The organism is Saccharothrix sp. CCNWYY140, assembly GCF_037401995.1.
Lineage (GTDB): Bacteria > Actinomycetota > Actinomycetes > Mycobacteriales > Pseudonocardiaceae > Actinosynnema.
In genome coordinates this window covers 59,211-74,073 of sequence record NZ_JBBEGC010000002.1, presented here as the reverse complement: position 1 = coordinate 74,073, position 14,863 = coordinate 59,211, and the positions used below count along the sequence as shown (strand labels likewise).

The following is a 14,863-nucleotide window of genomic DNA, read 5'->3' as shown; positions in this document are numbered from 1 at the left end:
GTCACACCACCGCGCAGGACGCGCCGTTGAGGGTGAACGCGGTCGGCACGGAGTTCGTGCCGTTCCACGTGCCGATGAACCCGAAGCTCACCGAGCCCGCCGGCGGGATCGTCGCCGTGTAGGGGGCGTTGGTCATGGTGACCGCGTTGGACGCCTGCGCATAAACAGCCCCCCAACTTTGCGTGATCGTCTGACCGTTGACATAGGTCCACTTCAGGTTCCAGCCGTTGACCGCGGCCGAGCCCGTGTTGGTGATCTTCACGTCACCCTGGAACCCACCCTGCCACTGCCCGGCGACCTTGTACGCCACCGAACACGACCCGCCACCGCCGGGCAACGTCGTCATGGCCACCGTGCCCGACCGAGTGGACCGGTTGCCCGCGGCGTCACGCGCGTAGACGGCGAAGGTGTACGAGGTCGCCGCCGACAGCCCGGTCACCGTCGCCGACGTGCCACTCGACGACGCCGCCGGCGACTCGGACGTCCCGCTGACCCGGACCACGTCGTAGCCGGTCACGCCCACGTTGTCGGTCGAGGCGGCCCAGCTCAGGGTCACCGAGTTCGCGGTCACGCCGGACGCCGTGGGCGTGCCGGGCACCGAGGGTGCCTGGTTGTCGCCGCCGGTGCCGCCGAACACCGTGGCCTCCTTCGAGGTGGCCTTGATGCCGTTGGCGCCGTTGAACGCCCGCTGGCCCCACGTGGAAAGGTTGGTGCGGTCCCAGTTGACGGCCAGGTCGAGGTACTCGACACCGCCGCCGTTGCCCGACCACGACCAGGCCAGGTAGCCGATGCCGCGCTGCTGGGTGGTGGCGAAGATGGTGTCCTCGTCAGGGTTGCCGTCGGAGTGGTCGTGGCCGAACTCGCCGACCACGATCGGCAGGCCAGCGCTGACGAACCGGCCCAGGTAGTCGTTGATCTCCGCGGCCGTGTCGAACACGCCGTACATGTGGATGGAGAACACGAGGTTCTTGGCCGGGTCGGCGGCGAACACCGAGGCCGCGTTGTCGCGCATGGTGAACGACCAGTCCTGGCCCCAGTTCGGGGCGTCGATCATGATCGTGTGCTGGAAGCCCGCCGCGCGCAGCCGGGCGACGGCGTCCTTGTTGTCGGCCGCCCAGGTCGCGTAACCCTGGTTGCCGTAGGGCTCGTTGCCGATGTTGAGCAGGACGTACTGCTCCTGGCCGATCAGCGCGCTCTTGATGCCGATCCAGTAGTCGACGGCCTTGGCCAGGGTGATCGCGCCGCTCTGCTCGCCGTACCCGGTGGTGTCGTGCACCTCCAGCACGCAGATCAGTTTGTTGGCCTTGCACTGGCTGACGACGTTCGCGACGTCGGCGGCGTCGTTGCGCGTCCACCGGTCACCGCTGGAGAGCACCACGCGGACGGTGTTGGCGCCCAACGCCTTGACGTCCGCGAGCGCCTGGGTGGTGCGGCTGGTGTACCAGGTGTGGGCGTGGTTGACGCCGCGCATGACGAACTCGGCGCCGTTGGACTCGTACAGCTTGCCGCCGCTGACGTAGAACCCGGTGGCCGCCGACGCGGGCGGCGCTGCCGTCAGCAAGGAGAGGATCATGGCGGCGATGGCGGCGCCGACCACGGTGAATCGCTTGCGCATGGGTGTTCCTCGCGTAGTTGTCGACATTGACACGGGGCGAGCGCAGGGCAGCGCTCCCACACCAAAGCAATTAACCGCTTAAGTGTCAACGCCCGACTACCGGAACTCAGCCCACCGGCCCCGTGCTCGCCCTCGGGACCAACTCGGGATCGGAGGTCTTCACGTGCTCCACGGCCTCCCCGCCGATCACGTCGAGCAACAACCGGACCGCCGCCGCACCACGCTCCGCGATCGGCCGCCGCACCGCCGACAAGGCGGGCCGCACCAGCCGGCACAACGCCGAGTCGTCCCACGCCACCAGCGACAGCTGCTCGGGCACCGACAGCCCCAACTCGTGCGCGACCCCCAACGCCGACACCGCCATCACGTCGTTGTCGAACACCAGCGCCGTAGGCGGGTCTCCCCCGGTCAACACCCGACGCGTCACCCGCGCCGCCGCCTCGTCGGAGTAGTCGGTGTGCACCACCCGGGCCTCACTCAACCCCAGCCGCGCCGCCGCCGTCGTGAAGGCCCGCGACCGAGTCTGCGTGTGCACGAACCGAGTCGGCCCCGCCACCCGCACGATCCTCCGGTGCCCCAACGCCACCAGGTACTCCAACACCTCGGCTACCGCGGCCTCGTCATCAGTCCACACACACGGCACGTCATCAACGACCGGCTCCCCGAGCACCACCGCCGGCAACCGCAACTCCCGCACCAACTCGACCCGCGGATCGTCCTCCACAAGATCCACGAGCAGCACCCCGTCCACCCGCCGCTCGCCCCACCACCGCCGATAAGCCGCCAGCTCAGCCTGCGCGTTGTCGGTGACCTGCAACAACAAGGCAGTCGGCCCGCCCGCCAAAGCGCCCTGGATACCCGCGATCAACTGCATGAAGTAGGGCTCGACCCCGATCACCCGAGCCGGCCGGTCCACGACGAGCCCGATCGCGTTCGCCCGCCCGTCGCTCAACGACCGCGCCGCACTGCTGGGCACCCACCCGAGCCGATCGGCGATGTCCATGATCCGCCGCCGAGTGGGTTCGGACACCCCCGGCCGGTTGTTGAGCGCGTACGACACCGCACCGGTCGACACACCCGCGGCCTTGGCGATGTCCGAGATGGTCGGACGCTTAGCTCCCACCCGCGCCTCCTTGCCAGGGTGATCGCCGAGTCTAGACCGGCACCCACCCCCGGTGCTGCACTACTGTCGTTAAGCGCTTAACCACGATCCCCGAGGTGGCCCCATGCCCTGGTTCGACCTCCCCGAAGCCGACCTGGCGACCTACCGCACCAAGACCGAGGAACCCGAGTCCCTCGACACCTGGTGGCACTCCCGCCTCACGTCCTCCCGAGCCGCCGCCCAACCCCCGACCACAACCCCTTACGGCGAAGACACCTACGGCCCCCTCAAGGTCTGGGACGTGGAGTTCTCCGGCGCGAACGGCGACCGAATCCGAGCCTGGTACCTCCGCCCCGACACCACGGAAGACCTCCCCACGGTCATCACCTACATCGGCTACGGCGGCGGCCGTTCCGTCCCCGCGGACCACACCCTGCTCCCCGCAGCCGGCTACGCGACTTTCGTCATGGACACCCGAGGCCAAGGAGGCCGCTGGTCCACCGGCCAAACCCCGGACCGAGCCGAGGCAGGCCCAGAACACCCAGGCGTGATGACACGAGGAATCACCTCCCCGGAGACCTATTACTACACCCGCCTGATCACCGACGCCGCCCTAGCCGTAGAAGCAGCCGCCTCCCTGCCAGGCGTGGACCCCACCAGAATCGCCGTCTCAGGCGCCAGCCAGGGCGGCGGCCTAGCCCTAGCCGCAGCCGCCCTCACCACCGACGCAGTCCGCGTCTGCCACGCCGACGTCCCTTTCCTCTGCGACTTCCACCGAGCCATCACCCTCACCTCAGCAGACCCGTACGCAGAAATCGCCAACTTCCTGGCCCACCAAACAACCCTCATCCCCCAGGCCCTGAACACCCTCCGCTATGTAGACGCGGCCCTACTCTCCCGCCGCATCACAGCAACATCCCTCCTCAGCGTCGGCCTGATGGACGAGGTATGCCCACCCTCAACCGTCTACGCGGCCTACAACGAAATCAAGGCCCCCAAGCAAATAGCGGTCTTCCCCTTCAGCGGCCACCAAACCCCCCGCACCCACGAGGAAACCAAACTCCGCCACCTACACGACAACCTCTAAAAAACCCCCACCCCACGCACTCACCCACCCCCGGCGCGCGAAGCGCGCACACCTACCTCCAGCTTCGTTTCATCCCCGTATGGCCTGCCCGAAGGGCTACCACACTTTGGGTCGGGTGCAGCCGAAATTTTTGTGAGGAACGAGCAAAAATTTTAGCGGCACCCGGCCCAAAGTGTGGTTGGCTCCGCCAGGCCATACTGGGATGAAACGAAGCCCCACCCACCCAAGCCGAGCCCGACCGCCCCTCATCCTTGGCGGCCTGCCCGCCGGCGAGGCGCTTTTAGCTTTTGCTCTTATCTCTTCGACGAACCCACAAAAACGGGCCGTGAGGGGACCACCGCCATAGTCCCCTCACGGCCCCACCCGGTCAGCGGACGCTTCGGCTCTCCGGTGGCCCCAGATAACTGGGGCGGAGCCCGCCGGTGTCCACGACCAGCTTCTGCACCACCACTGTCGGGTCCACCACCCAGAACTTCAGGGTGTGCACCCCCGCCGCCAACTCGTGGCGCGTGGCGGTCCGATTCACGTTGTCCGAGGTGTTCCGCTCCCACTGCTTGTTCATGGTCGTGTCATTGGCACCGGTCGCCGCCGTGATGTCCACGACCTGCGGCACCTGGTCGTCGAACGACACCCCGTACCGCAACCCCGGCCCGCTCAACACCGGGTTGCGCGGCGACAAGTAGGCCCACACCGTCACCGGCCCGCTCGTCTTGAGCGTCAACTCGTACTCCAGTCGCGGCCCATCCGGCGCACGACTCGGCGCAGTCACCGGGAACGCTTTGACCGCATCCCCCGTCCGCCCCAAGTCCGGAATGACCTGCCACCGCACGCCATCTCCACCAACCATCCGGGAAGCGTGCGCCGCCTCCATCGAGACATACCCATTCGCCTCGACGAAACCACGCCCACTCAACGGAACGTTGTCCACAACCACATCGACCCGAACGGTCCGCCCGGCCCCCGACACCACGATCGGCGAGGTGCTCTTCCCCACCGGTGCACGAGCCCAGTCAATCCGCACAGACAACCGAACCTGCTTCTCAACCATCCCCGACGTACGCTCCACCACAACCCACGGCTCACTGGAGACGTCGAACGAGAACGGCACCGCCCCCCGGTTGAACACGTCGATGAACTGCCCCGGCTGCGACTGCCACCGACTGAACTCGGGCAACACCGCAGCGGACGAGGACGCCGGCCACCACTGGTCCGACCCGTCCACCGCCACACCCATCTCGGCCACCGCCGGCAACGACACCCGCTTCACCGCCGGGAACACCGCGTCCGGCAGGGCTTCGTGGTTCAACTCGGGCTGCTGCCACGGCGCGTTGGGTCCGTACCGGGCGATGTCGCCGTACCCGATCTTGGGCTGGGTCTGGAACCCCTGCCACTTCCCGCCCGCAAGCACGTTGTTGTAGTAGTCCGACATCGCCTGGTCCTCGGCGAACCGAGCCTCGGTCTCATCCGCCAACCCGTTGGCCGACGCCCGCCCCTGGCCGACGTACAGCAGGTTCTTGAACTCCGCCAACCGCAACGCGTACAGGTTCGCCGACGCCTTCACCGCGTAGTACACCAACTGGTAGTACGCGTCCTGCTGCCACGACGGCAGCGACCGCCGGATCCGCTCGGCCCGCTCCGCCAGCTCCTGCCACTCCGCGGTGACCCGCTCGATCTCCTGGTAGTCCGTCAGGCTGAACGGCGAAGCTTGATCGTCGTAAGCGACAACCGTCCCCTCACCGCTGATCTTCCGGTTCAGCAGCTCCGGCTTCCGGTCGGACTGCAACTTCGAGTAGTCGCGCAGCACCGACGCGATCCCGGCTGCCCGTGCCGCGCCGAAGTTCTGCGCCGCGTACCGCCGTTCCCACTCGCCCAGCTTCTCCAGCGGCCACCGCTTCGGGTTCCAGGCGTAGTCGAGGAAGAACTGCAAGGGCAGCTCGTTGTTCTTCAGGTCGCCGACGTTCACGACCCACAACCGGTCGACGCCGTACGCGTAGGACTGGTCGAGCTGCTCCCACACGTTCGGCAGCAGGTTGGTGTCCACCCACTTGTAGTTCCGGCCGCCGCCCACGTAGTCGAAGTGGTAGTACAGCCCGTACCCACCCGCCCTCGGCGGCAGATCCCGCCCCGGCAACTTCCGCATGTTGCCCCAGTTGTCGTCCGCGAAGACGACCGTCACGTCATCCGGCGGGCGCAACCCCTGGTCCCAGTACCGCTGGACCTCCTTGTACAGGGTCTGCACCTGCGGAACGTCCGACATGCCCTCCCGCTCCAGGATCTCCCGCTGCGAAGCCAGGATCTCCTGCATCAGCTCGATGCCGTCACCGTCCGGCAGCCCGACGTCGCCGTTGGCGCGCATCCCGAGGGTCACCACACCCTCGAAGTCCTGCTCCTTCATCCGACGCACACCATCGGTCCAGTACTGCTCGATGGCCGCCCGGTTGCGCCGAAAGCTCCAGTCGCCGTTGCCGCCGTACGGATCGCTCACAGCCGCCCGCGCGTGCCGGTTCCACTCCTCGATGCCACGCATCATCGGCGCCTCGTGCGAGGTGCCCATGACGACGCCGTACTCCTTGGCCGTCTGGTGGTTGAGCGGGTCGTCCTCGGCGAACGCCCGCCCCCACACCGCCGGCCACAGGTAGTTGGCCTTGAGCCGCAACATCGTCTCGAAGACCTTGGCGTAAAAATGCCTGTTGAACCCGTTCGGGAACCCAGGCGCAGCCCCACCACCGAAGAACTTCGGCGCCCACCGCCCCAACTGCGGGTTCTCGTCGTTGATGAAGAACCCGCGGTACTTCACCGCCGGCGTCCCCTGACTGTGCCGCCCAGGCAGGACGTGCAGTTCAGTCCTCTTCCGCGGCTGGACGTCATCCCAGAAGTACCAGGGCGACACCCCGATCTCCCGCGACACGTCATAGGCCCCGTAGATGGTGCCGCGCTGATCGGAACCCGCGATCACCAGCGCCCGCCGTACCCCAGGCAGCGGATTCTGGACGACCTGCTGAACCGACGTCTCCCACTTGCCCGCCAACCCGGAAACGTCGAGCTTGCCCCGCCGCACCAGGTCGTCCACCAGCGGACTGCGCCCCACGGTGCCGACGATGACAGCCCCGTCGACCACCTCGTGCCCGACGACCGGCTGCACCCCGGTCACGCGCGCAAGGTCGTCCCGCAGATCCCCGACAACCCGCACCACACCGGGAAAGTCCTCGGCACTCACCACCAGCGGCGCGACCCGACCCCCGGACGCCAACGGGAACCGCCCCTGCCCGCCGACATCGACCACATACCCTTCGACACGCGACTGCGAAGCAGAACCAGGTTCAGCCGACGCCGTTGGCACCACTGGCGCTAACAGCGCCAGTGGCAGCAACAAACGCAGCACCCTCACACAGCACCCCCGAGCGGTGTGACCCCGACGGGCGTCACCAGCACGCGGTCGTGCCCCACGACCCGCGTCTCCCCGGTCAACTGGACCGACCGCTCCCCGCAGATGTCCTCGCTGGAGGTCCCCACCAGCAACCGAAGCTCCCCGGGCTCCACCACACGCCGCCCGTCCCGCCCGGTGAACGAAGTCCGATCGGCGTGCAGCCGGAACGACACCCGAGCCGCCTCCCCCGCCGCCAACTCCACCCGCGCGAACCCGACCAACTGCCGCACCGGCCGCGTCACACTGGCCACCGGGTCGTGCAAGTACAGCTGCACCACCTCGGCCCCGTCCCGAGACCCGGTGTTGCGCACCACCGCGGACACCTCGACCTCGCCATCCGAGGGCAGGACGTCCCCAGCAGTGATCTCCGACAGCTCGAACGACGTGTAGGACAACCCGTACCCGAACGCGTACAGCGGCGACGGGTCCACCGAGCTGATCCCGCCCGGCCCACCCAGGATCGGCCTCAAATACGTAGTCGGCTGCCCACCAACCCCACGCGGCACGCTCACCGGCAACTTCCCGGACGGGTTCACCCGCCCGCTCAGCACGCCCGCGACCGCCCCCGCACCTTCCTCACCGGGGAAGAACGCCTGCACCACCGCCGCCGGCGACTGCACGACCGCCGACTGCCCGTCCACGCCGGCCTGCATGTACCGGCCCAGCGCGTAAGGCCGCCCGGCCAGCAGCACCAGCACCACCGGCTTCCCGGTGGCCAGCAGCGCCTCCAGCAACTCCCCCTGCACGCCCGGCAGTGACAGGTCCTCCGCGTCGCACCCCTCGCCCGACGTCCCCCGCCCGAACAACCCGGCCCGGTCACCCAGCACCGCCACCACGACGTCCGCGTCCGCCGCGACCTCCACCGCGCCCGCGATGCCGGACCGGTCGTCGCCGGAGACCTCGCAGCCCTGCGCGGACACGACGTCCGCCGCCGGGAACTCCGCCCGGAACGCCTCGACGAAGGTCGCGATCTCGATCCCCAGCGCCACCTCGGGGTGCTGCACCCCCACGTGGTTCGGGAAGGCGTAGCAGCCCATCAGCGACAGCACGTCGTCCGCGCACGGTCCCACCACCGCGACACGGGAAGCGTTCAGCGGGAGCACCCCGGCGGAGTTGTCCAGCAGCACCACGGACCGCTCGGCCATCTCCCGCGCCAGCTCGCGCAACGCGGGCGGGTCCAAGTCGACCGGCTCGCCGCGCACGACCGCGGGCGAGTCCGGGCTCCAGTCCGGGTCCAGCAGCCCCAGTTCGACCTTCTGCGTCAGCACCCGCGCCAACGCGCGGTCCACCACGGACTCCGACACCGCCCCGGACCGCACCATGTCCGCCAGCGGGTGCCCGTAGCAGCGCACCGAGGGCAGCTCGACGTCCACGCCGGCGGCCAGCGCCAACGCGGCGGCCTCGCCCGGCGACCCGGCCACGCCGTGCGCGGTCTCCAGGAACGACACCCCGAAGTAGTCCGCGACGACCACGCCGGTGAAGCCCCACTGCTCGCGCAACAGATCCGTCAGCAAGGAGCTGTCCGACGCCGGCGGAACACCGTCCACCTCGGCGTAGGAGTGCATGACCGACCGCGCCCCGCCCTCGCGCAACGCCATCTCGAACGGCGGCAGCACCACGTCGGCGAACTCGCGCCGTCCCATGTGCACGGGCGCGTGGTTGCGCCCGCCGCGCGACGCCGAGTACCCGGCGAAGTGCTTCAGGGTGGCCACGATCCCGGTCGACTCCAGCCCGCGCGTGTAGGCCGCGCCCAGCAGGCCGACCAGGTAGGGGTCCTCGCCGATGGTCTCCTCGGTCCGTCCCCACCGCGGGTCGCGCGTCACGTCCAGCACGGGCGCGAGGCCCTGGTGCACGCCGACGTCCCGCATGGACAGCCCGACCTCGCGCGCCATCCGCTCCACCAGGGCGGTGTCGAACGACGCGCCCCACGCCAGCGGCGTCGGGAACACCGTCGCCCGCCACGCCGTGAACCCCGACAGGCACTCCTCGTGCGCCATCGCCGGGATGCCGAACCGGTTGTTGGCCACCAGCCTGCGCTGCGTCTCGGCCAGCACGCGCGCGCCCACCAGCGGGTCCACCGGCCGGGTGCCGAACACCCGGGTCAGCTGGCCCAGGCCGGGCTTGGTCAGCTCGTCCCACGGCGGCAGCGGCTCGGCGAACTCGTGCTGCGCCGGCGCGACCTCCTCGTCGTCCTCGGTGACACCCACCCACACGCCCACCAACTGGGCCAGCTTCTCCTCCAGGGTCATCTCGGCCAGCAGCGCGGCGACGCGCTCGCCGACCGGTCGGCCCGGGTCGGCCCAGGTGTTCACGTGCACGGAGGCTCCTTCGTTGACGATCGGACGACCAGTTCGGTGGCCAGCTCCACCCGTTCGGTCTCCACCGGGCGGCCCGCGATCAGGTCCGCCAACATCCGCCCCGCGTGCCTGCCCATCTCGGTGAGCGGCTGGCGGACGGTGGTCAGGGCGGGCGACGACCAGACCGCGACCGGCAGGTCGTCGAACCCGACGACGCTGAGGTCGTTCGGCACGGACAGGCCCGCCACGCGGGCGGCCTCGATCACGCCCAGCGCCTGCTCGTCGTTGCCCGCGAACACGGCGGTCGGCCGGTCCGGCAGGCGCAGCAGCTCCGTGGCGCACCGGAAGCCGCCCTCGTGCTTGAAGTCCCCGTGGCGCACCAGGCCCGGGTCGAACGGCAGGCCGGCGCGGTCCAGCGCGGCGCGGTAGCCGTCGACGCGGGCGCGGCTGCACAGCATCCCGGCCGGCCCGCCGATGACGGCGACCCGCTGGTGGCCCAGCCGGATCAGGTGCTCGGTCGCGGCCAGGCCGCCCGCCCAGTTGGTGGCGCCGACGCTGGGCACGTCGGGGTTGGGCAGGTCGACCGGGTCGATGACGACGACCGGGATGCGCGAGCCCGCGAGCACGCGGCGGTCCGCGGCGGTGAGCTGGGAGGTCACCAGCAGCGCGCCGGCGCGCTTGGCGTCGACCAGGGACGCCGCCCAGGAGGAGTGGCCGCGCTGCCCGGCGGCCGAGGAGACGACCACGTGCAGCCCGCTGTCCACCACCCCGCGGATGATCTCCACCGCCCACGGGCTGTCCAGCGCGGTGAACACCAGGTCCACCAGCAGCTGGCCGGAGGCCCGGCGCGCGCCCACCGGCACGTAGTCGTATTCGGCCAGCAGGCGCCGCACGCGGGCCCTGGTCTCGGGTCCGACGTCGTCCTTGCCGTTGAGGACCTTGGACACCGTCGGGAGTGACACCCCGGCCGCGGCGGCGATCGTGGCCAATGTGGCTCGTCGCATGTCGCCGATAGTATCGAAACCAGATCGAAACTCAATAGGGTTGACCCGACCAGCGGAAACCTGCGGAAACGTCTCATTTCGACACTCCGCAGTGACCCTTGACACGCACTGTTCACCTGCCTAGGGTTCCCGCAAGTCGTGGATGTTTCGAAATGTTTCGACGCCGCGAAAAATCCGCAGCGTGGCAGAAGGGTGGCGGTCGCATGTCCCGCCGATCATGGATGCGAACCCTGATCTCCACAGGGCTCGTCGCCGTGGCAGCAGTGGTGTCCGCGTGTGGCACGGCCGGTCCGGCCGAGCCGGGCGCGGGCGGGGTGAAGGTGTGGGCGCTCCAGGACCCCGTCCTCAACCCGATCGAGCAGAAGTCGATCGACTTCTTCAAGTCCGGCGGCGGCAACGCCTCGCTGGAGACGTTCGGCAACGACCCGTACAAGCAGAAGCTGCGGGTCGCGATCGGCTCGCCGAACGCGCCGGACGTGTTCTTCAACTGGGGCGGCGGCAACCTCAAGGAGTACGTCGACGCCGGCAAGATCGCCGACCTGACCCCCGTGCTCGACCAGAACAGCGCGCTCAAGAGCGCGTTCCTGCCCAGCGTGCTCGACGGCGCGAAGATCGACGGCAAGTACTACGGCATCCCCATGCGCGGCATGCAGCCCGTGCTGCTGTTCTTCAACAAGGAGGTCTTCACCGCCGCCGGCGCGCAGCCGCCGAAGACGTGGGACGACCTGCTGGCGCTGGTGGACACCTTCAAGGCCAAGGGCATCCAGCCCATCTCGCTGGCCGGTTCCCAGGCGTGGACCGAGCTGATGTGGATCGAGTACATCCTGGACCGCATCGGCGGCCCCGAGGTGTTCCGCAACATCCGCGACGGCAAGGGCCAGGGCTGGAAGGACCCGGCCGTGACCGAGGCGCTGACCAAGCTCAAGGAGCTGATCGACCGGGGCGGCTTCGGCACCAACTTCGCCTCCGTCGGCTACGACGTGGGTGGCGCGTCGACGATCCTGGCGCAGGGCAAGGCCGCCATGCACCTGATGGGCTCGTGGGAGTACGTCAACCAGCTCGGCCAGAGCCCCGACTTCGTCAAGAAGGGGTCCCTCGGCTGGGTGGCGTTCCCGTCCATCCCGGGCGGCAAGGGCGATCCTGGCAACGTGGTCGGCAACGCGAGCAACTACTACTCGGTGACCTCGGGCTCCTCCCAGGTCGAGGCGGCGAAGAAGTTCGTCTCCACCGCGCTGCACGAGGACTCCTACGTGCAGGCGCTGGTCGAAGCCGGTGACGTGCCGGCCGTGGTCGGGGTCGAGGAGAAGCTGGCCAAGGCCGCCAACTCCGAGTACACGACGTGGATCTACGGCCAGGTCAAGGACGCCAAGAACTTCCAGCTGTCCTGGGACCAGGACCTGCCCGCCGAGAAGGCCACGGCCATGCTGACCCAGCTCCAGGAGTTCTTCCTGGGCAAGGTCACCCCGCAGCAGTTCGTCGACGCGGTGGCCGCGCGCTGATGCGTTCACAGCGACCGTCCGGCTGGTACGCCGTCCCCGCTTATGGGTTCTTCGCGCTGTTCGCGGTGCTGCCCATGCTGCTGGTGGTGTACTTGAGCTTCACGTCGTGGCAGGGACTGGGCACCCCGGTGCCCAACGGGACCGCCAACTGGTCCCGCCTGATCGCCGACGGGGAAGCCCACGCCGCCGTGGGGCGGACCGTGCTGCTCATGGTCGTGTCCTGGCTGTTCCAGACCCCGATCGCACTGCTGATCGGGGTCTGGGCGGCCGGGCAGCAGCGGTCCCGCGCGGTGCTGAGCTCGATCTTCTTCCTGCCCCTGCTGCTGTCCACGGCGGCCATCGCGCTGCTGTGGCAGGCGCTGCTGGACCCGAACTTCGGCATCGCGGCGGGCGGCATGCAGTTCCTGGGCGACCCCGACATCGCGATCTACACGGTGGTGTTCGTGATCTCCTGGCAGTACATCCCGTTCCACACGTTGATGTACCAGGGGGCGGCGCGCGCCATCCCCGCGTCGCTGTACGAGGCGGCGACCATCGACGGCGCTTCGCGGGTGGGCAAGTTCCTGCACATCACGCTGCCGCAGCTGCGGTACACGCTGGTGACGTCCTCGGTGCTGATGCTCGTCGGGTCGCTGACGACGTTCGACACCGTGCTGATCCTCACCGGCGGCGGGCCGGGCACGGCCACGCGGATCTTGCCGCTGCACATGTACATCACCGGCTTCAGCGGGTTCGAGATGGGTTACGCCAGCTCGATCGCCGTGGTGCTGGTGGTGCTCGGGACCGCGCTGTCGGTGGCGGTCATGCGGTGGAGCGGGTTCCGCGCGATGAGCAGCCAGCAGGAGGGCTCGTGAAGTCACGTCCGAACTGGCCCGCCGGGCTCTTCGCCCTGGTGTGGCTGGTGATCGTGGTCGGACCGCTGTACTACGTGGTGACGGCGAGCCTGCGCACCCGGCAGGAGTACCTGGGTTCACACCCGCTGGAGTTCCCGGCCAACCCCACGCTGGACAACTACGTGACCGTCCTGGACGGCGGGTTCGGCAAGTACCTGGTGAACAACATCGTCGTGACGGTCGCGACCGTGGCGATCGTGCTGCTGGTCGGCGTGCCGTGCGCGTACGCGGTGGTGCGCGGCACCGGGCGGTTCGTGCAGCGCGGGTTCACCCTGCTGCTGATGGGCCTGGCCATCCCGGCGCAGGCCACGATCATCCCGGTGTACCTGCTCATCACCCGGATGCACCTGTACGACAGCCTGACGGCGATCATCCTGCCGACGGCGGCGTTCGCGCTGCCCGTGGCGACGCTGGTGCTGACCAACAGCCTGCGCGACGTGCCGTCCGAGCTGTACGAGGCGCAGGCGATCGACGGGGCGGGGCCGTTCCGGGTGCTGGTGAGCCTGGTGCTGCCGCTGGCCCGACCCGCGATCATGACCGTGGTCGTGTACACGGCGCTCAACGCGTGGAACGGCTTCCTGTTCCCGCTGGTGCTCACGCAGTCGGAGTCCAGCCGGGTGCTGACCCTGGGCCTGTGGAACTTCCAGGGCCAGTTCGGCACCAACGTGCCGGCGCTGATGGCGGCGGTGCTGCTGTCGGTGTTGCCGATCTTCGCGGTGTACCTCTTCGCCCGAAGGTTCCTGCTCAGCGGCCTGACCGCCGGTTTCGGCAAGTGATCGTGCGGTGGGTGCCGGGCGGCCGTTTGCGCCGTCCGGCACATTTTACTCTCCGATAGTTTCGGTGCCGTAGACTGCGTCCATGCCGACCAAAGCCGACCAGTCTTCGCCGGATGACACCACCTCCGGCAAGATCACCATTGCCGACATCGCGGCCGAGGCCGGCGTATCGGTACCGACAGTTTCGAAGGTGATGAACGGCCGCGCGGACGTCGCCCCGCACACCCGGGAACGGGTCGAGGCGATCATCCGCCGGCACGGCTACCAGCGCCGATCCGACGAGCGGTCCCGCCGGTCGAACCTGGTGGAGCTGATGTTCCACGAGCTGGAGAGCGCGTGGGCGCTGGAGATCATCCGGGGCGCCGAGCAGGTGGCGGCCGAGCAGGGCCTGGCGCTGGTGCTGTCGGAGTCCCAGGGCAGGCTCACCCCCGGCCACGGCTGGTTGGAGGGCGTCATCGCGCGCCGGCCGCTGGGCGTGATCTCGGTGTTCTCCGACCTGACCGCGCAGCAGCTGGCGAAGCTGCGGGCGCGGGACATCCCCGTCGTGGTGGTGGACCCGATCGGCGAGCCCCAGGACGCGACGCCGTCCATAGGGGCGACGAACTGGAACGGCGGTCTCACGGCGACCCGCCACCTGATCGAACTCGGCCACCGCCGCATCGCCATGATCGGAGGTCCGGAGCGCGTGCTGTGCAGCCGGGCGCGGGTGGACGGCTACCGCGCGGCCCTGGAGACGGCCGGCCTGGCGTTCGACCCGGACCTGGTCCGCTACGGCGACTTCCACGTGGAGTCCGGCCGGCGGCAGTTCGCTCCCCTGCTCGACCTGCCCGACCCGCCCACGGCCGTCTTCGCCGGGAGCGACTTGCAGGCGCTGGGCGTGTACGAGGCCGCCCGCGCGGCGGGGCTGCGGGTGCCGGAGGACCTGTCGGTGGTCGGCTTCGACGACCTGCCGGTGGCCCAGTGGGTCGGCCCGCCGCTGACCACCGTGCGCCAGCCGTTGCAGGACATGGCCGCCGCGGGCACCCGTCTGGCGATCACGCTGGCCCGGGGTGACGAGCCCGAACACCGCCGGATCGAGCTGGCGACGACCCTGGTGGTCCGCCAGAGCACCGCTCCGCCCAAGGCTTGATCGAAACGCAGACGCCCCGCATGCCGATACAGCG

10 protein-coding genes are annotated in these 14,863 nt (G+C 69.3%); 5 read left to right on the top strand and 5 right to left on the bottom strand.

All coding sequences use genetic code 11. The features are described 5' to 3' along the window. Position 1 precedes the first annotated feature (1 nt). Both WBN91_RS01620 and WBN91_RS01615 read right to left on the bottom strand, forming a co-directional pair. Positions 2-1,615: a cellulase family glycosylhydrolase gene (locus tag WBN91_RS01620; protein ID WP_337723816.1), complete on the bottom strand. Its 1,614-nt coding sequence runs from the start codon at positions 1,613-1,615 to the stop codon at positions 2-4. 106 nt (positions 1,616-1,721) lie between these two features. After that, positions 1,722-2,738 carry a LacI family DNA-binding transcriptional regulator gene (locus tag WBN91_RS01615; RefSeq protein ID WP_337723817.1) on the bottom strand — a complete coding sequence of 339 codons (1,017 nt, stop codon included), beginning with the start codon at positions 2,736-2,738 and terminating at the stop codon, positions 1,722-1,724. A 103-nt stretch (positions 2,739-2,841) separates the two neighbouring features. Between WBN91_RS01615 and WBN91_RS01610 the strand changes: the two genes are divergently transcribed. Continuing rightward, a complete protein-coding gene (locus tag WBN91_RS01610) occupies positions 2,842-3,804 on the top strand; it encodes an acetylxylan esterase (protein ID WP_337723818.1) in 963 nt (320 codons plus the stop codon). 367 nt (positions 3,805-4,171) lie between these two features. On the opposite strand, the gene WBN91_RS01605 is transcribed toward WBN91_RS01610, so the two are convergent. The 3 genes from WBN91_RS01605 to WBN91_RS01595 all read right to left on the bottom strand — a co-directional run bounded on the left by WBN91_RS01605 (position 4,172) and on the right by WBN91_RS01595 (position 10,532). Beyond that, positions 4,172-7,087: a glycosyl hydrolase 115 family protein gene (locus WBN91_RS01605; RefSeq protein ID WP_337723819.1), complete on the bottom strand. Its 2,916-nt coding sequence runs from the start codon at positions 7,085-7,087 to the stop codon at positions 4,172-4,174. Between the two features lie 101 nt (positions 7,088-7,188). Then, positions 7,189-9,549 (bottom strand): glycoside hydrolase family 3 N-terminal domain-containing protein, encoded by a 2,361-nt coding sequence (locus WBN91_RS01600; RefSeq protein ID WP_337723820.1) that lies wholly within the window; start codon positions 9,547-9,549, stop codon positions 7,189-7,191. Beyond that, on the bottom strand, positions 9,540-10,532 hold the full coding sequence (locus WBN91_RS01595; protein WP_121219951.1) for a LacI family DNA-binding transcriptional regulator: 993 nt from the start codon (positions 10,530-10,532) through the stop codon (positions 9,540-9,542). The genes WBN91_RS01600 and WBN91_RS01595 overlap by 10 nt, the downstream gene beginning before the upstream one ends. 203 nt (positions 10,533-10,735) lie before the next feature. Between WBN91_RS01595 and WBN91_RS01590 the strand changes: the two genes are divergently transcribed. The 4 genes from WBN91_RS01590 to WBN91_RS01575 all read left to right on the top strand — a co-directional run bounded on the left by WBN91_RS01590 (position 10,736) and on the right by WBN91_RS01575 (position 14,829). Beyond that, complete coding sequence (locus WBN91_RS01590; RefSeq protein WP_337723821.1) at positions 10,736-12,031, top strand: extracellular solute-binding protein; 1,296 nt, start codon at positions 10,736-10,738, stop codon at positions 12,029-12,031. Then, entirely contained in the window at positions 12,031-12,885 is an 855-nt protein-coding gene (locus WBN91_RS01585; protein ID WP_337723822.1) for a carbohydrate ABC transporter permease, read from the top strand. Before WBN91_RS01590 ends, WBN91_RS01585 begins: the two co-directional genes overlap by 1 nt. Further along, positions 12,882-13,700 carry a carbohydrate ABC transporter permease gene (locus WBN91_RS01580; protein WP_337723823.1) on the top strand — a complete coding sequence of 273 codons (819 nt, stop codon included), beginning with the start codon at positions 12,882-12,884 and terminating at the stop codon, positions 13,698-13,700. Before WBN91_RS01585 ends, WBN91_RS01580 begins: the two co-directional genes overlap by 4 nt. A gap of 82 nt (positions 13,701-13,782) precedes the next feature. Then, a complete protein-coding gene (locus WBN91_RS01575) occupies positions 13,783-14,829 on the top strand; it encodes a LacI family DNA-binding transcriptional regulator (protein WP_337723824.1) in 1,047 nt (348 codons plus the stop codon). The last annotated feature ends 34 nt before the right edge of the window (positions 14,830-14,863 follow it).